The organism is Rhodococcus ruitaii (genome assembly GCF_055230935.1).
This window is the reverse complement of the sequence record NZ_JBUYWC010000002.1, coordinates 230,862-252,435: the sequence shown is the minus strand read 5'-3', so window position 1 is coordinate 252,435 and position 21,574 is coordinate 230,862. Positions and strand designations below refer to the sequence as shown.

General features: G+C 65.9%; 20 protein-coding genes. 6 read left to right on the top strand and 14 right to left on the bottom strand.

Features of this window, described 5'->3' with window-relative positions; genetic code table 11:
- Nucleotides 1-4 precede the first annotated feature (4 nt).
- Nucleotides 5-910, top strand: a complete 906-nt coding sequence (locus ACZI8W_RS02270; protein WP_463366851.1) for an alpha/beta hydrolase — start codon at nucleotides 5-7, stop codon at nucleotides 908-910.
- Between the two features lie 12 nt (nucleotides 911-922).
- Here the strand turns inward: ACZI8W_RS02270 and ACZI8W_RS02265 are convergent, their stop codons facing one another.
- The 4 genes from ACZI8W_RS02265 to ACZI8W_RS02250 all read right to left on the bottom strand — a co-directional run bounded on the left by ACZI8W_RS02265 (nucleotide 923) and on the right by ACZI8W_RS02250 (nucleotide 4,923).
- The gene (locus tag ACZI8W_RS02265; protein WP_463366850.1) at nucleotides 923-1,897 is read right to left on the bottom strand and encodes a glycine betaine ABC transporter substrate-binding protein; all 975 of its coding nucleotides are present in this window, start codon (nucleotides 1,895-1,897) and stop codon (nucleotides 923-925) included.
- Nucleotides 1,898-1,978: 81 nt separating this feature from the next.
- A complete protein-coding gene (locus ACZI8W_RS02260; RefSeq protein ID WP_463366849.1) occupies nucleotides 1,979-3,172 on the bottom strand; it encodes an NAD(P)-dependent malic enzyme in 1,194 nt (397 codons plus the stop codon).
- Nucleotides 3,173-3,643: 471 nt separating this feature from the next.
- Nucleotides 3,644-4,072 carry a hypothetical protein gene (locus ACZI8W_RS02255; protein WP_463366848.1) on the bottom strand — a complete coding sequence of 143 codons (429 nt, stop codon included), beginning with the start codon at nucleotides 4,070-4,072 and terminating at the stop codon, nucleotides 3,644-3,646.
- Nucleotides 4,069-4,923: a PHP domain-containing protein gene (locus tag ACZI8W_RS02250; protein ID WP_463366847.1), complete on the bottom strand. Its 855-nt coding sequence runs from the start codon at nucleotides 4,921-4,923 to the stop codon at nucleotides 4,069-4,071. Before ACZI8W_RS02250 ends, ACZI8W_RS02255 begins: the two co-directional genes overlap by 4 nt.
- A gap of 198 nt (nucleotides 4,924-5,121) precedes the next feature.
- On the opposite strand from ACZI8W_RS02250, the gene ACZI8W_RS02245 reads away from it, so the two are divergent.
- Together ACZI8W_RS02245 and ACZI8W_RS02240 are read left to right on the top strand one after the other, a co-directional pair.
- Nucleotides 5,122-6,135, top strand: a complete 1,014-nt coding sequence (locus tag ACZI8W_RS02245; RefSeq protein WP_463367036.1) for a magnesium and cobalt transport protein CorA — start codon at nucleotides 5,122-5,124, stop codon at nucleotides 6,133-6,135.
- 7 nt (nucleotides 6,136-6,142) lie between these two features.
- On the top strand, nucleotides 6,143-7,942 hold the full coding sequence (locus ACZI8W_RS02240) for a hypothetical protein (protein ID WP_463366846.1): 1,800 nt from the start codon (nucleotides 6,143-6,145) through the stop codon (nucleotides 7,940-7,942).
- Nucleotides 7,943-7,945: 3 nt separating this feature from the next.
- Here ACZI8W_RS02240 and ACZI8W_RS02235 read toward each other — a convergent pair whose 3' ends face one another.
- The 6 genes from ACZI8W_RS02235 to ACZI8W_RS02210 all read right to left on the bottom strand — a co-directional run bounded on the left by ACZI8W_RS02235 (nucleotide 7,946) and on the right by ACZI8W_RS02210 (nucleotide 14,400).
- Complete coding sequence (locus ACZI8W_RS02235) at nucleotides 7,946-8,539, bottom strand: suppressor of fused domain protein (protein ID WP_463366845.1); 594 nt, start codon at nucleotides 8,537-8,539, stop codon at nucleotides 7,946-7,948.
- Nucleotides 8,540-8,592: 53 nt separating this feature from the next.
- Nucleotides 8,593-9,522: a TAXI family TRAP transporter solute-binding subunit gene (locus ACZI8W_RS02230; protein ID WP_463366844.1), complete on the bottom strand. Its 930-nt coding sequence runs from the start codon at nucleotides 9,520-9,522 to the stop codon at nucleotides 8,593-8,595.
- Nucleotides 9,506-10,951, bottom strand: coding sequence for a sensor histidine kinase (locus tag ACZI8W_RS02225; protein WP_463366843.1), 1,446 nt, complete (start codon nucleotides 10,949-10,951; stop codon nucleotides 9,506-9,508). Before ACZI8W_RS02225 ends, ACZI8W_RS02230 begins: the two co-directional genes overlap by 17 nt.
- 1 nt (nucleotide 10,952) lies before the next feature.
- Entirely contained in the window at nucleotides 10,953-11,612 is a 660-nt protein-coding gene (locus ACZI8W_RS02220) for a response regulator transcription factor (protein WP_463367035.1), read from the bottom strand.
- Nucleotides 11,613-11,635: 23 nt separating this feature from the next.
- Nucleotides 11,636-13,021, bottom strand: coding sequence for an MFS transporter (locus ACZI8W_RS02215; protein WP_463366842.1), 1,386 nt, complete (start codon nucleotides 13,019-13,021; stop codon nucleotides 11,636-11,638).
- A 149-nt stretch (nucleotides 13,022-13,170) separates the two neighbouring features.
- Nucleotides 13,171-14,400, bottom strand: a complete 1,230-nt coding sequence (locus ACZI8W_RS02210) for a GNAT family N-acetyltransferase (RefSeq protein WP_463366841.1) — start codon at nucleotides 14,398-14,400, stop codon at nucleotides 13,171-13,173.
- Nucleotides 14,401-14,587: 187 nt separating this feature from the next.
- Here ACZI8W_RS02210 and ACZI8W_RS02205 point away from each other — a divergent pair, with 187 nt between their 5' ends.
- A complete protein-coding gene (locus ACZI8W_RS02205) occupies nucleotides 14,588-15,025 on the top strand; it encodes a phosphatase domain-containing protein (protein WP_463366840.1) in 438 nt (145 codons plus the stop codon).
- On the opposite strand, the gene ACZI8W_RS02200 is transcribed toward ACZI8W_RS02205, so the two are convergent.
- From ACZI8W_RS02200 to ACZI8W_RS02185, 4 genes are read right to left on the bottom strand one after another with little or no spacing between them, the layout of a single operon-like run.
- Complete coding sequence (locus ACZI8W_RS02200) at nucleotides 15,014-15,847, bottom strand: hypothetical protein (RefSeq protein WP_463366839.1); 834 nt, start codon at nucleotides 15,845-15,847, stop codon at nucleotides 15,014-15,016. The two genes, ACZI8W_RS02205 and ACZI8W_RS02200, sit on opposite strands and share 12 nt — an antisense overlap.
- 21 nt (nucleotides 15,848-15,868) lie before the next feature.
- Nucleotides 15,869-18,358, bottom strand: coding sequence for an ABC transporter permease (locus ACZI8W_RS02195; protein WP_463366838.1), 2,490 nt, complete (start codon nucleotides 18,356-18,358; stop codon nucleotides 15,869-15,871).
- Nucleotides 18,355-19,086: an ABC transporter ATP-binding protein gene (locus ACZI8W_RS02190; RefSeq protein WP_463366837.1), complete on the bottom strand. Its 732-nt coding sequence runs from the start codon at nucleotides 19,084-19,086 to the stop codon at nucleotides 18,355-18,357. The genes ACZI8W_RS02195 and ACZI8W_RS02190 overlap by 4 nt, the downstream gene beginning before the upstream one ends.
- A gap of 44 nt (nucleotides 19,087-19,130) precedes the next feature.
- Entirely contained in the window at nucleotides 19,131-19,418 is a 288-nt protein-coding gene (locus ACZI8W_RS02185; protein WP_463366836.1) for a hypothetical protein, read from the bottom strand.
- A 218-nt stretch (nucleotides 19,419-19,636) separates the two neighbouring features.
- On the opposite strand from ACZI8W_RS02185, the gene ACZI8W_RS02180 reads away from it, so the two are divergent.
- Entirely contained in the window at nucleotides 19,637-20,911 is a 1,275-nt protein-coding gene (locus ACZI8W_RS02180) for a sensor histidine kinase (protein WP_463366835.1), read from the top strand.
- Complete coding sequence (locus ACZI8W_RS02175) at nucleotides 20,902-21,561, top strand: response regulator (protein WP_463366834.1); 660 nt, start codon at nucleotides 20,902-20,904, stop codon at nucleotides 21,559-21,561. Before ACZI8W_RS02180 ends, ACZI8W_RS02175 begins: the two co-directional genes overlap by 10 nt.
- Nucleotides 21,562-21,574: the final 13 nt, after the last annotated feature.

Genomic DNA, 21,574 nt, shown 5'->3' with positions numbered 1-21,574 from the left:
CGTCATGCCCCACCTTCCGCTGCCGCTCGTCCGCGCCGCTCTCCGGCCCCTGTACGCGCTCACGCTCAATGCGCGACTCCCCTATCCCGTGCAACGACGCCTGCTCGAGGCCGCCGCGCCGATCCAGACGTTGCCGTCCGGCACAGTGGTTCGGCCGACGACACTGGCGGGCCGGCCGGCCGAACGGGTGACGGTGGGCGCCACCGAGCGGCCCACCGCGGTGCTGTACCTGCACGGCGGCGCCTACACCTGTGCGTCGCCGGCCACGCACCGGTCCCTCGTCGCGCACCTCGCCGCCGCCAGCGGTTCGGTGGTCTACGCGGTGGACTACCGCCTCGCGCCGGAGCATCCCTATCCGGCTGCGCTGGACGACGCGGTCGGTTCCTACCTGGAACTCCTCGGGAGGTGCGGCTTCACCCCTGAATCCCTGTCCATTGCTGGAGATTCGGCGGGCGGCGGCCTTTCCGTCGCCACCGCGAACCTGCTCAGCGACGAATACGGCATCACCCCGGCCGCTCTCGGCCTGTTCTCGCCGTGGACAGATCCGGGTGCACGCACCGCCCCATTCGAACGAGACGTCGTCATCAACACCGCGTGGGCGTATGCCTCCGCTGAGGCGTACCTGGGCGGTGGCGACCCCTCCGACCGGGGTTACGCACCGATGCACGCAGACCTGACGCGTCTTCCGCCGACGCTGATCCAGGTCGGCACCACCGAGGTGCTCTATCCTCAGATCATCGAGTTCTCCGGCAAACTGCGCGCAGCCGGTGTGGACCTCACGTTGGTGGAACAGCCAGAGTTGTGGCATGTCGCAGGACTGCAGGCATCTCTCGTGAAAGAGGCCGCAGATGCGGTGATCGAGTTCGGCGAGTTCCTCGGTGCACGCATGGCAGCGCCATCACATACTTGACCGGTCGGTGCGTCAGGCGTGCTCGGCGAGCCAGGCGTCGGCGACTGCGTCGATCTCGGCACCGTCGGCGATGTCGGCGAGCATCTCGGTGAGATCCGCGGTGGTCAGTTCGCCGGCAACGGTGCGGAGCGCATCGAGCTGAGCCTCACCGAGTACATCCTTGCGGAACACCGGGACAACATTCTGTGCGACGAACACCGGAGTCTCCGCGCCTGTGGAGGCCTCTTCCATCGGTGCACGATCCGGAGCGTCGGGCACCGTCACCACATCGCTTCCACTGCCCTTCGCCGCAAACACCGGCGCGAGGGTGGTCAGCCCGGCCACGGTATCGCCGGACACCGCAGCGAACGCCTCGGCTGAATCTGCACGTTCCACCGATCGTGGCTCGCACCCGATGCCCGTGAGCGCACCGAGTCCGCCTGCCGCTTCGAATGCCGGAGTGAGAACTAACGTCAGGTCGGCACAGTGGACGGCGATATCCGACACCCGTGCCATGTCTTGCTGTGAGACGAACCCGGTGCCAGCGGCGAGCACGGCACGATTCTGCGCGGACGCATAGTCCGCGATCGTCAGTTCGTCGGGGAGCGCACGGGCTAGGGCTTCGAAGACGTCCTCTGCGTCCGAAGTGACCTCACCACCGGTGACTCCGGGATCTCGGCCGTCACCGGGATCGTAGTACTGCAACAGCAGACCGGTGTAGTCGGCGATCATCGTCACGTCGGCGGTGTCGAGCGATGCGAGTGCGGCGTCACGGTCACCGAGACCGTCACGCACCTGCACGTCGATACCGGTCGTGCTCAACACTCCGGCGTAGAGGTACGCGAGCAGTGCACCGTCCGAGCCGTCCCGCGCGCCGACGACAACGGGACCGGACACTTCCGTCTGGTCGAGCACCGCCGATGCACATCCCGCGGAGAGTGATGTCGCGGCCGCAACCGCCACGATCAACGGTCGGTTCCGCATCCACTCGATTCCCACGGCGCTCATTGTCGCGCATGGCCCGCGAACACCGAGCGCCCCGGTCCGAACTTGGTGCGGGTTCGAGCCGGGGCACACGGTACGGCCACGTCAGTCGGTGACACCCTCCGCCCTCGCGGCGGCGGCAACGGCCTCCGCGACAGCGGGCGCGACACGCGGATCGAGCGGGCTCGGAACGATCTTGTCCACAGCCAGCTCATCGCCGACGACCGAGAGGATGGCCTCGGCGGCGGCGAGCTTCATACCCTCGGTGATGCGTCGGGCCCCAGCGTCGAGGGCACCCTTGAACACACCTGGGAAGGCAAGCACATTGTTGATCTGATTCGGGAAGTCGCTGCGACCGGTCGCGACGATCGCCACGTGCTTGGAGGCGACGTCGGGGTGGATCTCCGGGTCCGGGTTCGACAGCGCGAACACGATCGCGTCGTCGGCCATGGTCGCGACGATCTCCTCGGGCACGGTGCCCGCGGACACACCGACGAACACATCGGCGCCGTCGAGAGCCTCGACGATTCCGCCGTGTCGACGGGCTGGGTTGGTGCGATCTGCCAGGTCGGTCTTCACGCCCGACAGGTCGGTGCGCTCGCGCGAGATGATGCCCTTGGAATCGAGCACCGTGACGTCCTCGACACCCGCGGCAAGCAGGATGTCGGCGCACGCGACACCGGCTGCACCGGCACCCGAGATGACGACCCGCAGCTTCGTGATGTCGCGGTCCTGTACCTTCACCGCGCCTTTGAGGGCTGCGAGGAGCACGATGGCCGTGCCGTGCTGGTCATCGTGCATGACCGGGCAGTCGAGCGCCTCGATCAGGCGCTTCTCGATCTCGAAGCAGCGCGGCGCGGAGATGTCCTCGAGGTTGACGGCACCGAAGCTCGGGCGCAACCGGATGAGGGTCTCGACGATCTCGTCGGAATCCTTCGTGTCGAGGACGAGCGGAATCGAGTTGAGGCCGGCGAACTTCTTGAACAGCGCCGATTTGCCTTCCATCACGGGAAGGGACGCGCGCGGGCCGATGTCGCCGAGGCCGAGAACTGCGGTGCCGTCGGAGACGACAACCACGAGCCGGTTGGTCCAGGTGTACCGCTCGGCGAGCGTCGCGTCGGCCGCAATCGCACGGCTGACCTGGGCAACGCCCGGGGTGTACGCGATGGACAGGTCGCGCTGGGTATCCAGAGGCGAGGTGAGCTCGACGGAGAGCTTGCCGTCGACGTGGCTGCCGAAGATCTCGTCGTCCGTCAATGCGAGCTTCTGAGGGGTTTTTGCGTCGGACACAATTGACACGATGACACTCCTGCGTGTTCCGAGACCAGTCGGGTCCCGGTTACTGCGAAGTAACTGCAACAGAACATCATTAGGCATGCACCAGCGTGCATCGACCGTCTATGTAGTTGCAGCAGCTTCGCCAAGGACGGGTTCGGTGAAGCTTCCGGGCGCGATCACGATTGCCGCTGTACAACGCTGTACGACTTCCGGAGCGTGATGGCGCCTAGGAGGGTGGCCCTGGCGGCGGCCCTTCAGCAGGACCTGCCATCTTCTGCCCGAAGCGGGGCGGTAGCACCACCTCGAACCACACAGAAGTTTGCCACCTTCACAGACCAAACATCAAATCGGTGTTGGTTGCGAAGGTTCTCACCGATTTGCACTCCCCACCTGTGAGTTTGCAACTCGAACACCCCATTTTTCGGTGATTTCTCAGCGGTTCCTGGGATTACGCCCGAGCTACCGACGAGTAGCGCGAAGATTTCATGCCCCTCAACCCCACCACTGGGTGACCAACAGAATCGATGCAGTGAAAACCACCACAATTGCGGCAACGACGGAAATCGGCCCTCGCCGCCGGTCTGCGATCACCTGCGCCACCACCGCGACGACCGCCGCCACGACATGCGCCACCACCGACGTGGCCCCCGGACCGGGAAAACTGCCATCGCCCCCGAGGTAGTGGGCACCGCACACCAGGATCATGAGAACCAGGACGGCGCCGGTCACGATTCCCGAGACGACGCGCGCCGCTCTCACCACGATGCCCACCCGCCCGGGAGGATTTCCGTAGCGTGCACCGTCGCCGTAATACTCACCCGAGTAGTACTCGTCCGCGTAGTACGCATCGCCGTAATAGTTACTGTTCCGGTAGATTTCGTTCTGACGTGCGTCGTCGCGACCCGGTCCCCGCAACCTCATCCCTCGACCACCTCGGCACCGAGCGCACGATCGAGCAGGTCCTCGAATGCGTCGCGGTCGGTCGTGAACCGGCCGAGTCCGACCGATTTGTTGTCGCCGTGATAGTCGGACGAACCCGTGACGAACAGTCCCAGATTCGACGCCAGGTCCTTCATCAGCCGTGCATCCGCGTCGCTGTGGTCGGGATGGTCGGCCTCTACACCACCGAGACCGATCTCGGCGAGCTCCTCGATCTGGTCGAGCGCCAGCAACCGGCCGCGAGATCTCGCTCGGGCATGTGCGACGACCGTCACGCCACCGGCGGCCGCCACCATCTTCACTGCGTCCGCCAAGGGCGTGTCGTTCTTGTCTACGTAGTAGCGGCCGCGAGGCGCCAACAGTTCGGTGAAGGCATCTCCGATGGTCGGCACCACCCCCGCTTCGACGAGCGCACGCGCCAGATGCGGGCGACCGGCCGCCGGCCCCGCCTGCTCCAAGACACGGTCCGCATCGATGGGTAACCCGTCCTCTGCCATGCGTTCCGCCATCATGCGCAATCGCGACACGCGCTCACCCCGCAATCGTTCGAGTTCGTCGACGAATACCCGGTCCGTCGGATCGAACAGGTATGCCAGCAGGTGCACCGCCACGGGGGCTCCGTCCTCACCGCGACCGGTGCAGGACATCTCCATTCCTCGGACCAACCGCAGGCCGGACGGCAGAGCATCGACGGCCTCGCCCCATCCGGCTGTGGTGTCATGGTCTGTCAGGCCCACCACGTCGAGGCCCGCTGCCGCCGCGGCCCGGACCAACCCGGCGGGGGTGTCCGTACCGTCGGAGGCGGCCGAATGAGAGTGAAGATCGATGCGCACCCCATAAGTGTGTCAGGTGCAGCGACTACGATGATCGAGCGACCGGACGGTGTCTTCTACGTGTGCCGAAGACACCAGGGACACGTGGTGAAGACACACAGGGACACGTGGTGAAGACACCAGGGACACGGAAGGAACCCGTTGCCGAACTCCTCCGTACCTCGTCCGGGACGCCGCGCGACCACCGACGCACCGACGATCCTCGTTCCCGCCGAACGCGCGGTCGTCGACTGCGCGATCTACGTCGACGGCGAGCGCCTCCCCGGCCGGTACGCCCACGCCGCCGCCCTCGCCGAGGTTCGTCGGCGCGGCGAGGGCTTCGTCTGGCTCGGCCTCCACCAGCCGGACGAACACCAGATGACGAGTGTGGCCCGCACGTTCGATCTGCACGAACTGATGGTCGAGGACGCTGTACACGCCCATCAGCGCCCGAAACTCGAGCGCTACGACGACCTTCTGTTCCTGGTGCTGCGCACCGTGACGTATGTCGAGCACGAATCGGTGACCACCACCAACGACATCGTCGAAACCGGGGAGATCCTCCTGTTCACCGGCCCCGACTTCATCGTCAGTGTGCGTCACGGTGATCATTCCGAACTGTCTGCGGTGCGTGCCCGCCTCGAAGCAGACCCTGGACAACTCGCTCTCGGGCCGCCGGCGGTGCTGCATGCGATCGCAGATCATGTCGTCGACACGTATCTTGCGGTCACCATCGCGGTCGAACCGGACGTCGATGATCTCGAGGAATTCGTCTTCACCCCCGATACCAGGATCGCGGTCGAGCAGATCTATCTCCTCAAGCGCGAGATCGTCCAACTTCGCCGTGCGGTGGTGCCACTCGCGGAGCCGCTCCAGCGACTGATCCGCTCGCCCGGCAATCCGATCCCCAAGGACATTCGGCGCTACTTCCGCGATGTCGCCGACCACCACACCACGGTCTCCGACCGCATCGCGACCTTCGACGAAACCTTGAGCACCCTCCTCGATGCGGCGATCGCGAAGGTGACGGTGCAGCAGAACACCGATATGCGCCGGATCTCCGCGTGGGTCGCCATTGCGGCGGTGCCCACGATGATCGCGGGTGTGTACGGCATGAACTTCGACCACATGCCGGAGTTGCACTGGGAGTACTCCTATTACGTGGTGATCGGAATCATCGCGGTGATCGTGACGGTGCTGTTCGTCCTGTTCCGCCACAACAAGTGGCTGTGAGCAGCAAGTGGCTGTGAGCACTGCACTTCTCGAACGCGAACCTGCGTCATCCGGTTCGCGCCCAGGCCGGCGTTCGGTGCTGGTCGTCGCAGTCGCGCTCATTGCAATACAAGTGACGATCCGGTGCATCATTGCGTTCCGGGGGGAATTCTATTGGGACGACTTGATCCTGATCGGGCGTGCAGGCACGTACCCCCTGTTGTCACCGGAGATGCTGAACTACGACCACGACGGTCATCTGATGCCCGGGGCGTTCGCGGTCGCGTCGCTGGTCACGTGGCTCGCTCCGATGCAATGGTGGCCTGCTGCCCTGACACTCGTCGTGGGCCAGCTGTTGGCGTCACTCGCCGTGCTCCGGCTGCTGTGGCTGCTTCTCGGCAAACGCCGGGTGTTGTGGGGCCCGCTACTGTTCTATCTGTTCTCGCCGTTGACCCTGCCCGCGTTCGCGTGGTGGGCAGCCGGCCTCAACTCGCTCCCCATGCAGGCTGCTCTCGCCTGGGTCGCGGGGGACGCTGTGCAGCTCGCGCGCACGGGCAGACGACGTCATGCCGTGTCCGGCGTGGTCGTCACACTCTGCGCATTGGCGTTCTTCGAGAAGTCGGTCCTCGTGCCCTTCGTCGCGTTCGTGACGGTCGCGCTGCTGTATCGCGTGGACGGTGTTCGTCGGCCGGTCCGGGTCGCGTGGCAGCGAGCACGTCCCCTGTGGCTCGGATCCGGAGTCGTGCTGGCGGTCTGGGCCGCGTGGTACACCACCGTCGTCGTCTCGCGGTTCGGTGTGCCCCCTTGGTCGATGGTGGCGGGGCTGACCCATCACGGATTGTCCTACGGCCTGGTGCCGTCGCTGCTCGGTGGGCCATGGCAGTGGGAACGATGGAATCCGAGTCCGCCGTGGGCCGACCCTCCGCTCGTCCTCGTGATCGCGGGGTGGGTCGCTGTCGCCGGCGCGCTGCAGTGGAGCCTGCGCTGCCGGGCACGTACCGGTGCGGTGTGGATCGCCTCGGTCGCGTACGTGTGCGCATCGCTCGTCGCCATGATCAGCACGCGGTTCGGACCCGAAACCACCTACGAACTGGCGCAGACTCTCCGCTACTTCGCGGATTCGTCCGTCATCGTGGCGGTTGCCGCCGCACTGATCCTCCGCGCCCCCGAGCGCCGACCACCGGCGGCGGCGCGTGCAGTGGCCCTCACCTGCGCGGTCGCGTTCATCGTCAGCTCGGTATGGTCGACGGTGACCTTCACCCGCAGTTGGACCGACAACCCCACCGACGAATATCTCGCGGCTGCGAAGGCCTCGCTCACCGCACATCCACAGGAACCTGTGCTCGATCACCCGGTGTCGGTGTGGGTGTTGCTGCCCATCACTCACCCGCACAACCTTGTCGGGTCGGTGTTCTCCGCCCTGCCCGGACGCTCCGAGATCAGCACTCACGCCACCGAGCTGAATGTCCTCGACGATCGGGGTGTCCTGGTTCCTGCCGAACTGATGCCGCTGCGCGGCGTACTTCCCGGATCCGTACCCGAGTGCGGACACGCGGTCACCGGCAATACGGTGACATCGCTGCCGTTGAACGAGCCCGCCGGCGACTGGGAATGGACCGTCGAACTCCACTACATGGCCGCCGACGACGGTGCCATCGCGCTCGGATTCCCGGGGCAGGAACACGTGACCGCACCGGTCACTGAAGGACTCGGCACGGTCTACGTGCGCGTGTCCGGAGGTGGAGCCGCGCTGCAGATCGAATCGGCGACGCCGGGCTTGAACGTGTGCATCGGCGGCGGTTCGATGGGCGTCGTCGTCCCGAGCTGACCATCACATGCGGGCAGCACCGCGTTCGGGATCGCGGACATCGATGTCCGCCTCCACCCACGCTTCGCGGAGGGCATCGGCGCCGCGCAGTCGCTTCCACGCCGCCTCGTTTGCTGTGATCGGAACTGCATCGAAGAACTGCACCGGATCGGCCGGTTCGGGTAACTCCAGATCAGGCACGTCGCTCACCTCGAGGAGAATCGCAGTGAAGGGCGCACCGGCCCACAGTGGCTCCCCGAGATCGAGGAGCGCATCGGTGGTGAGGACTACTCCCTCCACTGCGGGGAGCGCAGCCAGTACCGCCAAACTTCGGTGTATTCCTGCGGTGAGTCCGTCTGCTTTATGCAGGTTCAGCACCAGTTCGGCACGCGGGCCCCTGGTCGGGTCTGCGACGGTCTCGCTCGGGTCGCCCATCGGATGGCGAGAACAGCCCAGTGTCGCGAAGCGGGTGAGTCCTTCGTCGGCCCGGAACCGCAGGATTTCGATCGGTTCGAGACCGAGGAATGTCACCGACGCCGATTCGGGCGCAGCCCCTGCCGGGTCGGACAGGTTCGCGACGAGGTGGGCACGGACGGCGGTGAGAACGGCTTCGGTCACCTCTGCAATCTAACGCTCTCGCGACACCGCACGTAGCACTGGCAGGGCGACCGTCATCCATGCTGCCTCCGATAGGCGGCGACAGCCCCTGGGTGTAGCCGCACCGTACCGGTGTGAACGAGGGATTGCGGGTCGAGGAATTGGCTTCCGACGGCCTGCTTCGGAACAAGCTCCGCCGCATGTTCGACCAGCAGGTCGACCACGGTGCCCACTGCCGAATCCGGCACAGAGAGGGGCGCCAACAGCAAATTCGCCAACCCTACCGTCTCGACAGGCGGGTGGACCCCGTACGTGTCTGCCCTGATGACGACCCGCTCGTAGATGGGTCCGAACCCGGCGCGCAGCAGATCCACGGTTCCGGACAGACTCACCAATCTGATCTGCACCGGCAGCTGCTCGAAAGAGGGCGTGGGGATGCCGCCCGCCCACAACGCCGCGTCGATGTCGCCGGCAACGAGCGCCTCCGCCGCCTCTGTCAACGACAACTGGACCCGGTGGACCGCGCCGGGCACACCGAGACCTCCGACGGTGAGAATCCGCTCGGAAGTCAGCAGGGCGCCCGAGCCCGGGGCACCGACGCTGACTCGTGTGCCGCGGAGATCTTCCACGCTCTCGATCGTCGAGTCGGCCCGCACAGCGAGCTGCATGTAGTTCTCGTATACGCGGCCCACAGCGCCGAACGCGCCGCCCATACGGAACCGCTCGACCGCTGAATCCATCAGGCTAAGACCGAAGTCTGCAGTTCCCGTCTCCAATGCGCGAAGATTGTCGGCGGATCCGCCGGTCACGAGTGGCACTATTTCGTCGTCGGAACGAGCACGTGCCGCGGATGCGGCGAGAAGCTCAGCGAACTCCCAGAAGAACCCACCCTTCTCTCCTGCTGCCAGACTCAGTCTCACCGGTGACGACGCATCACAGGACGCCACCAGCGCCAGGGCGACGGTTCCGATCGAGGCACGCAGAAAATCACGACGATTCATCACTGCCGTCCCCCTCCCCGCACGGTGTCCGTGTCGCGGCCGCAGGCAACACCATGTCGATCCTCAGTCCATGCGGGAGCACCGGACTCAGCGTGAGGTTGCCTCCGACCGAATCGACGAGTGCTACCGCGATCGACAGACCGAGCCCGGTACCGGGCCCGGTCGATCCCGACGCCCGGTAGAACCGCTCGGACAACCGTCCGAGGTCGTCAGGTGACACACCGACTCCGTCGTCCTCGTAAGACAGGCGAACACCGTTGGCAACACGACAGGCATCGATCCTCACCGTTGCCTCTCGCCCCGCGTATCGACACGAGTTGCTGAACAGGACATCGAGTATCTGGGATAGTCGATCGCCCACCATCGCCACTCGAAGAGTCAGATCGTCGCCGACGACCAGTGAGATCTCACGCTCCGCCAATGCCGCCGACCAGGCGTCCGCTCGATCGGCGACCACCGAATACAGGTCGCAGGTCTCGGCATGACGTTCTGTCTCGGCACTGGCGGGCACTTCTGCAGCGGCCAATGTGAGTAGGGCATCGAGGATATCGCCCAGCCGATCCGCTTCCGCACTCGCTCGGCGATGGACCTCGACCGCAGAATCAGGCAGTTGCGCAGCCAGCGAATCGAGCCTTATCTGTAGAGCCGCCAATGGATTGCGTAGTTTGTGCGCCGTATCCTCCACCAATTGCCGCTGCGCACGGACCGATGCTCGTATCGCCACTGACATCATGTCGAACGACCGCGCGAGTTGACGAACCTCGGGTGGCCCGTGATAGCGACGCACCGGTTCCTGACCGAGCAGTTCACCGGGGCGCCGGGGGACGTGCTCGGACAGGTCCACCACCCGTTCGGTCAGCATCTCGAGTGGTCGGGCGATCCAACGTGCCAGCACTATTGCCAGAAGCGTGACGACGGCCAAGGCGGAAATCGCACCTGCAGCAATGATCATCCAGGCATTCCGGATATCTTGGCGCGCAGCCGCAGTGGACACCTCGAGAACCACTGCGCCCTCCACCTCTATCCCGGTACCGATCGGCACCGCGATCAGCTCGCGATTGTCCGACCACGGGGTGAGCGACACGCCGATCCCTTGGCGTTGGTTGCGAAGGGCCGAGGTAATCACTTCGGCAACACCAGGATCCGCGGGAGCGAGCCCGGCCGACGCACGGCTCATCCCGCGCGCATCGACGACAAGGACACCCTCTCCGTACAACTCACGGTAGCGGTCCAGTTCCGCCTGCAACTGCTCGTCGGAAATCTGATCTGCAGTGCGACGGGCAACCGCCGCAAAGTGTGTGGCGTCAGCATTACGATCCAGCACCAGCTCCCGTGCACGCGCATCCGCGGTTGCTGACGCCAACGGCACCGCGAACGCAACGATTGCGAACGTCGAGAACCCGAGCAGCACGATGAGGATCCTACGACGCACGTCAGGTGCTCCACCTGTATCCGTAGCCGCGGATGGTCGAGATCAGGCCTGGACGAGCAAGTTTCGCCCGCAGACCCGTCATGTGGACATCGAGCGACCGCGAGATTGCCACGTACGCGTCGCCCCACACCGCATCCATCAGTTGCTGGCGGCTCACTGCAGTGCCCGCACGTTCCACAAGTACGGCCAGCAGGTCGAATTCCTTGACTGTGAGCACCACTGGATTACCCGCAACCTCGACCGTTCGCGCATCGAGATCGACTACGACATCACCTGAGCACACAATACGGTCGCGCTCGTGAGCGACTGCTCCACGACGACGGGACACAGCGTCGATGCGTGCGAGCAGTTCCGGAAGCCGGGCAGGTTTGACGAGATAGTCGTCTGCGCCGCCGCGGAGACCGCGCACGATCGAGCGTTCGTCGTCGCGGGCGGTGAGCACGACGACCGGAACGTCGCTGACTGTCCTGAGCTGTCGAAGCACCTGCAGTCCGTCCGTGTCGGGAAGCCCCAGGTCGAGCAGAACGAGGTCGGCGTCTCGGTGTCCGAGCAGTAGGTCGGCTCCCCTGCGCATGCGGACCGGCGTGTGCCCGTGCATGGCAAGCGCATCGACGAGCGCGTCACCGACTCCGTCGTCATCCTCGACCACCGCGATCCGCACCTGTAGAGTTCCTCCGTCCACGATCACCGGGTTACGGTGACCAGATCCTTCTCGGCGACCGGCTCATCCTGCTCCGCCGACACCCGGCGATCCGCATCAAGGGTCGATCGTGCGGATGTCTCACGCATGAACACGTAGGTGATCAGGGAAATCGCGATGCATCCGGTCACATAGTAGAAGAACAGCGATTCGTGGCCGATGCCTTTGAGACCTAATGCCACGGCCTCGACTGTACCGCCGAAGATCGCTTGGGTCAGCGCGTACGGCAGTCCGACACCCAGGGCGCGAATCTTGGCAGGAAACAGCTCTGTCTTGACGATCGCGTTGACCGAGGTGTACCCGGTGACCAGCGTCAAGCCCAGCATCATCAGACCGAAGGCAGTCAATGGGCTCGCGGTGCCACCGAGTATCGTCATGATCGGCACCGTCAACAGTGTGCCACCGAGCCCGAAGAAGATGAGCAGTTTGCGACGGCCGATGCGGTCGGACAAACTGCCGGCGATCGGCTGCAGCACCATGAAGACGAACAGGGCCGCGAAGTTGATCCACGCGACGGTGACCTTGTCGATCCCCGACGTGTTGATCATGTATTTCTGCATGTAGGTCGTATAGGTGTAGAACGCGACGCTTCCGCCGAGTGTCAATGCGAACACCAGCATGCATTCGCGCTTGTACTGCATCAGCATCCGCAGCGATCCGCGCTTCGGCTCGTCGGTCGTCGCTACCACCGCAGTGTCGGTCGCTGTGGAAGACGTCGCGGCGGTGAATGCGTCCGACTCGTCCATTCCCCGTCGCAGCCACATCACGACCACCGCACCGAACGCACCGATCACGAATGGAATCCGCCAGCCCCACGACTCCATGGCCTCCGGGGGAAGAACGCTCTGCAACACGATCTGGATCCCGAGTGCGATCAGCTGGCCCGATACGAGCGTCACATACTGGAAACTCGAGTAAAATCCGCGCCGCCCCTCCGACGCGACCTCCGACAGGTAGGTCGCGCTCGTGGCGTATTCACCACCGACCGAGAGCCCCTGCAGCAGACGCGCAAGCACCAGCAGCACGGGGGCGGCCACGCCGATGGTGTCGTACCCGGGGGTGAGAGCGATGATCAACGATCCGAACGCCATCACCGTTACCGACAGCGTCAGCGCGGTGCGGCGACCGTACCGATCGGCGAACCCTCCCATCAACCAGCCGCCGAGCGGCCTCATTAGGAAGCCGACCGCGAACACCGCTGCCGTGGAAAGCAACTGGGCGGTGGTATCACCCTCCGGGAAGAAAGCATGCGCAAAGTAGACCGAGAAAGCCGCGTAGACGTACCAGTCGTACCACTCGATCAGGTTACCGATCGAGCCCTTCAGAATATTGCTGACGACCCGGCGTTCGCCGGTGGCGGTGCGCGCCATGTGGAGCTCCCTTCGATGCGGTGCATCACGTTCGGGATCCACAGTGCAGGTGGCCACACTCGATGGGAACAGCAATCACAGGTTCCTAACACTCCCTTAGGAATGTCGTGCACCGGCACGTCGCGTTCCGGCACCAAGCAGTACCGCATTCAGAACATGGTGCCCGCGAACGGTGCCAGCGGCCACCCGAACAACCCCTCGGCGATCGGCAGTACTCCCCGGTCGTGCACCCTGATCCGCCCCGCTGCCGCCAGCATGTGACAGCTCACCCCGCCGAGCAACAGCGACCCGAACTCGGCGATGCCGACTTCGAGGTGCGCCGGTTCGGTTGACATCGACACACCGTCGGCGGACACCTCGAACACCCCGTTGTTCTCCGCGAAGACAGGATCGGTCACCGCGACCCGAACACTTCCGGCGCCCACGAACGAGCGCATTTCGAGTGCTCGCCGGACGTCGAGGATACGCAGCCACGTCTCGTCCGACACGGAACCGATCCGAGCGCTACGCTGATCCGTCAGCATCCACGGCAGTGGATCGTCTACAGGTACCGCGTCGAAGACGATCCGGTCGACGAGATCCAGATTCAGCAGGAACCGAACGAGTCCTGCGTGCGATGCGGCTGTAGGTGCAAAGAACTCGCTCACGACGATGGTTCGGTCGCGCCCACCGAACCATGCCGCGGTGTTCTCCGGGCGGTACCGGACGAACCCATCTTCCATCCCCGCACTGCCGTGCACCGCGACATAGGCGGGTCCGTCCACAGCCGACCAACGGAAGCGTTGCGAGGCCCACCAGTAGGAGGTGCGACCGATACGGCCCGGCCGATCTGCCACGTGCTCGGAGTAGATGCGCTCCAACACATCCCACGCGTGAGAGTACTCGATGAACCTGACGGTGCCGCCACTCGGAACACCCGGATGCAGAACCGCACGGCGCCTGTCGACCTCGAGGGTCATGGAGGTCGACGCAACGCCGTAACCGAACCTCCCGTAGATCGTCGCTTCGGACGCACGCAGGCTCGCCACGACGTCGCCGCGCTCGCGTGCGTCGCGCAACTGACGGTGCACCAGGTGCGTGACGACGCCGCGCCGCGTGTGAGTGGGGAGCACCCCGACATGGGTGACACCCGTGTGCGACACCCGCTCGCCGCCGGGGAGCACCAGGAACCCCGACGTCGCATCGGTGGTGCCGACGAGTGCGCCATCGATGAATGCACCGAAAGTGCGGCTTGCCTCGAGGAAATCACCCATGCGTCCCTCGGGGTAGTCCGGCCCGGCAGGGAGACCGACCATGGCTGTACGGAACAGGGCCATCGCCTGCCGCAACTCCTCTTCGGATTCGAGGACCCGGATCGCGACGTCGGAGTGTTCACTCATGCGCCCGAGAGTAGGGCCTCCGCTCGTGCCCCGACCGTAGTGGGTGGCAGAAGACATGCCGGGCAGGTGCGACGCGGCCCGCGTGTGCGATCGGTCGGAGAGCCCGTGGCCACAGTGCGCCGTGACACACGACCGACACGACGCTGTGTGCAGCAAGCGGCGGCATCGGCACAGGTAGGTTTCCCTCGTGCACGAGGAATGGGACATCGAGTCTCCCGGCGTATTGCAGCTGCCGTCGGGAAGGCGCGTACGCGGACGTGCCCTGCGCGCCCCGCTGCCCGATGGCCCACTGCCCGAATTCGGTGTATACCTCCAGGGTCGTCCGCTGGTCCCGATCGATTGGGACTCTCGCTGGGTGCGGTGGCATGACTTCCGGGTGCCGTCCGACGCCGGGGATGCGTATGACGCCCTGTACGAACTATGGGTCCGCGCGGGGCGGCAGCGTGTGGAGGTGGCCTGCGGCGGTGGACGTGGACGCACCGGCACAGCGCTCGCGTGCCTTGCAGTCCTCGATGGCGTGCGGACGAGAGATGCAGTCGGTTTCATCCGCCGTCACTACGATCCGCGCGCGGTCGAGACACCGTGGCAACGGCGTTTCGTCACCCGATTCCGTTCACTCGGGTGAGCGGCGCCCGCGCAACCGGACCACATCTGCTTCGGCCGCAGCTGCCTCCCGCTCCGCGGCAGTGATGTCCTTCTTCGCTGCCACAACCGCGCGTCGGGCGAACTTGCGCTGTTGCTCCGCGTAGGCCAGCTTCTCGTGCAGTGCCGCGACTCCCGCTTCGTGGCGTGCGAGTTCTCGCTCCGCTTCCGCCGCGGCGGCGCGCGCACGCTCGACAGCGCGGCGTCCCCCTTCCGCCACAGTGGTCGCGTCGCGAAGTTCGGCGCGCGCTTCGGCACGTTCGGCTCGTGCGGAAGTCCGGTCGGGAACCACGCTCAGCTGCGCCGACGACACATCACCGAACCCGCCGAAGTCGCCGCTTCCATTCGGCTCGATGATGGCGTCGAGCCTCCCCGCACGCACACGATCGGCGACAGCCGGGTCCATCAGAGCGGCGTTGAGCGTCTGCGCAACCTCCCGCAGCGCAGTCTCGCTGGGGTTCCGTCCCCGCTCGGAAGCAAGTGCAGCCACATCCCGCCCGAGTGCGGAGATCACCTGCCGCCGCTGCGTCGACAGTGTGCGCAGGTCCTGTCCGGACAGGGTGCGCTGCGCAGTGCGCAGGGCGTCACCGAGGCCGAGAAGGACGCCGAGTTCGTCGGGCCGCTCACGTGCGAGCACGTTCACCAGCCACGCGGCGACCGTCGGTTTGCGGAGCCGCCCGATCGCGGCGGTGAGTTCACGATCGCCCGACTCACGGGCCTGCGCCGCGTACTCGGTGCGCGCGGCGATGAACTCCCCGGGGTCGAGGCCGTACAGGGAGTCCGCCACCGAGTCGAGCGTGGGCATGTGATCAACAGTAGTGGCGGATCATCCTGCCGGCATAGGGACACCCGACCTTTTCAGCAGACGACGCGCGGGCAGCATCGTCGCCAGATGCGCGACGATGCAGGTGAGGAATACCGTCCCCAGTACGGGCCACAACGGGCCCTGAGGCCAAGGCTTTCCGACGAACCCGAGGGCCAGCACGGTCATCGGCCCGAGAGAGACCACGAGCCCGATGACCGTTGCCACGAGACAGATCAGCGCGGTTTCCGACCACGCCATCGTGCGGAGTTGACGCGGGGTGGCCCCGACTGCCCGCAACAGTTGCCATTCTCGTCTACGCCGGAACGTGCTCGCCACGAGGCGGTTGGCGACACCGAGCAGGATGTAGCCCATCAAGACGAGGGAGACGGCGATATTGAGCACACGTGAGGGATCCTGTGAGGAGGGCCCGAGCAGGGCCGCGCGGGCATCGTCGATCTTCAGTCCGGGCGAATCTGCAAGAAGCGGGGCGAGTTCGGTCGTGATCCGCGCAGAATCTCCGGCGACGAGCACCTCGTCGTACGGTCCGGATATTCCCTGCGGGAGCAGATCGAGCGACACGACGATCTTGCCGAAGCCGAAGCCACGTGCATACGTAGCGACCACGGTCGGCTCCACCTCGGTTCCATCCGCCAGGATCAACGGCAGCGTGTCGCCCACATCGACCCCGGCAAGCCTGGCAGCCGCGGATTCCATGGCCACGGCATTGCCGGTCAGGTGCGTCAGATCACCGTCAGCGGCTCCGAGATCGAGCACCTTCCCGACGTCGGGACCGACAGCGAGGATCGAGTATTCCTCGGCGCGTGGCCCGCCATCCTGCTGGAACGGCCGCACCACGCTGGACCGGACGGCAGCGACGGCTGTGGTCGAAGAAGGTGCACTCTCGATCGCCGCGAGAGTCGAGGACGACACGCCGCCCGCGTCTGGCGCGGACACGAGTACGTCGGCGATGGTGCCGCCGCTCACCTCGTAATTCGCCGTGGCGCTCGCAGTGGTCACCGCGAAAATCTGTGTGGTCGACAGCCCGACCGCGAGTGCGAGGACGCTGACCGCACCACCGGTCCGCAGTGCATGACTACCCGAGTTGTGCACGGCAAGCCATCTGCCCGCAGAACCTGTCCTGAGAAGAATCCACCCGCAGATACGCCTCACCATCGCCGGAGCCACCAGCGCCACGCCGATGATCGCCAGGAGCGTTCCCGACGCTGTGCCGATGAGAGCTTCCTCGCTGCGGATTCCGAGTGGGACAATGGCGGATCCGGCCGCCAGCGCCAGAACCACGAACCCCACTCTGGTCCGGAGCGGGCCTCCGCCGCGGGGTTCGGCCTCGGTCTCGAGGATCGCTTCGGTGGCCGGCATCCGAGAGATGTGCAACGCTCCCGCTCGCGCCGCCACCTGGACCATGCCCAGCATCAGCAAGCCGGCGCCCAGCGCCGGGCCAGGACTCCAGCTCAGCAACTGGCCAGGTGCGAGCATGCCCGCGGTTGTCAACGGTCGCGTGGCCGCTGCAGACAGCAAGTATCCGCCGAGCACCCCAGCGATCACAGCCCCGAATGCCGCGACGGTCGTCTGGTTCGCCGTCATCACCCGGATCTGTCGCGGTGTCGCCCCTACGGCGCGGAGCAACGCGATTTCCCGCGACCGGTTCGCCACTCCGACGGAAACCGCTCCCGCGGTGATGAAACCGACGAGAACCACCAGTACTCCCCCGACGGAGAGCGCGGCGGCCGTCAACATTGCGTTCCCGGACGCCGCCGCCGGTCGTTCGGCACGGCCGATGTGGTCGCCCGTCGCTACCACCAACCCCTGCCCTGCGACGACTTCCTCGACGTGGTCGGCGACGACGGCGGTATCCGCATGGTCGTCGAGCGCGACCGTGAGCAGGTCTGCGGTACCCTCCGGCTTCCGGGAGTGCTCCCGCGCCGAGGCGTCGCTGACGAACACACTGCCACCTGGGAGATCAGCGACGCCAGTGACCCGCATATCCCGTACTCGTCCACCGAGCAGTACCGTCACCGGATCTCCGACCGAGACCCCGACCTCGACGGCTGTACCGGAGGTCAGTACGACGTCGGCCGGACCGCTCGGCTCATCACCGGCCAAATCGACCGTTCCGAGAAGGGAATCCCACCCGTGCCCATTGTCTCGGACCGACTCCACGGGCAGCACCCCACCGTGTCCATCCGTGACCACAGCCGGAAAACTCAGATCGGGCGCCACCGCACGCACCCCCGGTATCACCGACAGCTCGCCGACGAGATCGATCGGGACGCCGACGTGTTCGGGCAGCACCGGATCGAAGTCTTCGTCCTGCGGGACGCTCTGGTCGGCACCGACGACCATATCGATGCCGATGAACCGCTGTGTGGGTACCCGCGAATACAGGCCCGACTCGGCCATGACGAGACAGAACGTGACCAGAGCCGCACCCACCGCCACAGCACAGATCACCGCAACGACTTCACCGGCCCGAACGGGCAAGCGCAGTGTCACCGGACCCGCCCGCCGAGCAGGGCAGCCAAGGTGGATGCGTCTGGCCCACGCAGGACCCGCTCGACTCGGCCGTCTGCCATCACCACAACGTCCTGTGCCCGGGCAGCGGCCACCGGATCATGCGTGACCATCACGACAGTCTGAGTGAAGTGACGCACGAGATCATCAAGGAGGGAAAGGATCTGATCGCCGGTCGCCGGGTCCAGAGCACCCGTCGGTTCGTCGGCGAAGACAACGTCCGGGCGCGTCGCGAGTGCGCGAGCCACCGCAACCCGTTGTTGCTGCCCTCCCGAAAGTTCCCCGGGTGAGCGGGTCAGGAGGTCGCCGAGCCCAATCCGCTCGACGACCGTGGCGAGCCATGCCCTGTCGCCGGGTGTCTGCGCCAGGCGCAGCGGCAAGGTGATGTTCTGCTCGACGGTCATGGACGGGATCAAGTTGTAGGCCTGGAACACGAAACCCACCCGTGCGCGTCGCAACCGCGTGCGAGCAGCCTCCGACATACGACCGATCTCCGTGTCCCCGATCCACACCCTGCCTCGCGTCGGAGTATCGAGCCCGGCCGCGCAGTGCAAGAGTGTGCTCTTGCCGGACCCGGACCTGCCCATGACGGCAAGGAAAACGCCGCGCGGGACGGTCAGGCTCACGTCGTCGAGTGCTGGCGTGTCGCTTCGATTGTCCTTGGACCGATAGACCTTGGATACCGCCTCCAGCCGGATTGCTTCCGTCACGGAATTTTCCTCGGCCACAGACCGGCCGCTCGCCACTGCGATGTTCACGAGCGTCGCCGCCCCAGATAGCGTGCCACCAGCACCACGAGGCAGAGAACGGCGGGGATCCCGAATGCCAGCGAGAACAGGACACTGTCGGGATTCACGATCGAGGACACCGCGTTCAGTCCGACGAAGACCGCGACCGCAGCCCACAGTGCACCCGTTGCGCGGTCGCGCGGCGCACCCGTTGCGCGGTCGCGCGGCGTTCCGATCGATCGTGTGTCCGCTGTCGAACGCGACTCCAGTATCCCGGATCCGTGGTTCGGTCGGATGCCGTACGGGTCGTCCACGATGCCTCCTCCATGAGCCGAGGCCGCGAGCATTGCGCAGCGCCGTTGTTCGTTCACTGGTCTCGACGCTATGAGCTGCCTCGCCACCCTGACAGCCCGTCGGCTACCCGCTTCCGGTACAGCAGGCTGTACTTCTGCGCACCCGCATGGACGGCGCACGAGTACAGGGCCTACCGTCGGCACACCCACACCTCCAGGCGAGGATTCGAGGAGGAAGCGTGACAGCCGGTACCGAGTCTCGGCGGACTGCGCTGCGCCAGAACGCAGGTGCAGCGGCCAAGCGGGCGGGCATCGCGACAAAATGGCTGGTGCTCGGAGCCGGCACCGCTGCCCTGGCGCTACTCGGCATGATCGCCTCGATCCTGGTCGCTATGCTCTGCGTGGTGGGTGTCGGGGTGTATCTGCTCGCGCCGGCACTGTCCGGTATCCGGTGGATCGCAGATCTGGAACGCCGGCGGCTCGCCGCGATCGGCATCGCTGTCCCGTCACCGTACGATCGCGTTCCCACCGAGTGGCGAGAAGCATGGCGAGTCCTGCGCTCCGACCCTGCCTCCCGGCGGGACATCGCATGGCTGTGCGTCCATGCAACGTGGGGCCTCATCGTCGGCCTCCTGCCGTTGGAACTGCTGTCGAATACAGTGGAGGAACTCAGTGCTCCTCTGTGGTGGCACCTTGCTCCACCCGGTGGTGCGACCATCCTCGGCGGTCTGGTGACAATCGATTCATGGGCTGATGCGCGTTGGGCGATCGTCACCGGTCTCTGTTGGGCACTCCTATGGTTTGTCTTGCCCCCGTTTCTTCTCCGGGCGCAGATGGCTTCCGGCATCCGATGGTTGGCTCCGCACCCGGACATCGACCTGTCGGCTCGGGTCACCGAGTTGACGGCGACACGAGCCGCAGCGCTCGACGCTCATGCCGTGGAATTGCGGCGGATCGAGCGGGCACTTCACGACGGCGCGCAGAATCGGCTCGTGACAGTTGCCGTACTCACCGGCGCGGCCCGCCAGGCTCTGGCCCGGGATCCCGCCAGCGCCGATCCCCTCCTCGAGCGTGCCCAGATGAGCGCCGAAGCCGCCCTCGCGGAACTGCGCTCGGTGGTGCGGAGCATTCTGCCGCCGGTTCTGGAATCCGAGGGATTGCCCGGCGCATTGTCGGCCCTGGCGGCGCAGTGTCCCGTCGAAACCCGGGTGGACACACAAGTTTCCCCCCGCTGTCCCGTGTCCGTCGAGGCGATCGCCTACTACACGGTGGCCGAGGCACTTACCAACACCACCCGCCACAGCGGTGCACAACGCGCCTATGTGCAAGTGCAACGGCGGGGCACCACGCTCGTCGTCGAGATCAGAGACAACGGCTCCGGAGGTGCGGTTGTCGGACCGGGATCCGGCCTCACCGGGATTCGTGGGCGCGTGGAGGCGCATGATGGGACGTTGCAGGTGGACAGCCCGGCCGGTGGGCCGACAACAGTGACGGCGGTGATCCCATGCGAATAGTGGTGGCCGAGGACGACGCGCTCCTCCGGGAAGGACTCGTGCTGTTGCTGCGCGGCGAGGGCCTCGATGTTGTCACCGCGGTGGGTGATCCGGACGGGTTGCTCGACGTTGTGGAATATCATCGCCCCGACGTCGCAATAGTCGATGTCCGGATGCCGCCGACTCACACCGACGAAGGCATTCGCGCGGCCGCCGCGGCACGGGCCGCTCATCCCGAGCTCGCTGTCCTGGTGCTGTCCGCATACGTAGAACAGAGCTTCGCCACCGAACTACTCGCAAACGGTGCTCATCGCACCGGGTATCTGCTCAAGGAACGCGTCGGGCGGGTGAACACCTTCATCGAGGCCCTGCACCGTGTCGCTGGCGGCGGCACCGCGATCGACCCCGAGGTGGTCGCCCAGCTCTTCGCCCGGCAACGCGCCGCCGACCGACTCGCCGACCTGACGGGTCGCGAGCGCCAGGTCCTCGCCGTGATGGCCGAGGGGCTCGGGAACGGTGCGATCGCGACTCGGTTGTTCGTCACCGAGAACGCCGTCCACAAGCACATCCGGAGTATCTTCGCCAAGCTCGGCCTGCAGGTCGGCGACGACTCCGACCGGCGGGTAGTCGCGGTGCTGCGGCACCTCGATGCCGCCGGCGCGCGAGGATGACCTGTCCTCGCCG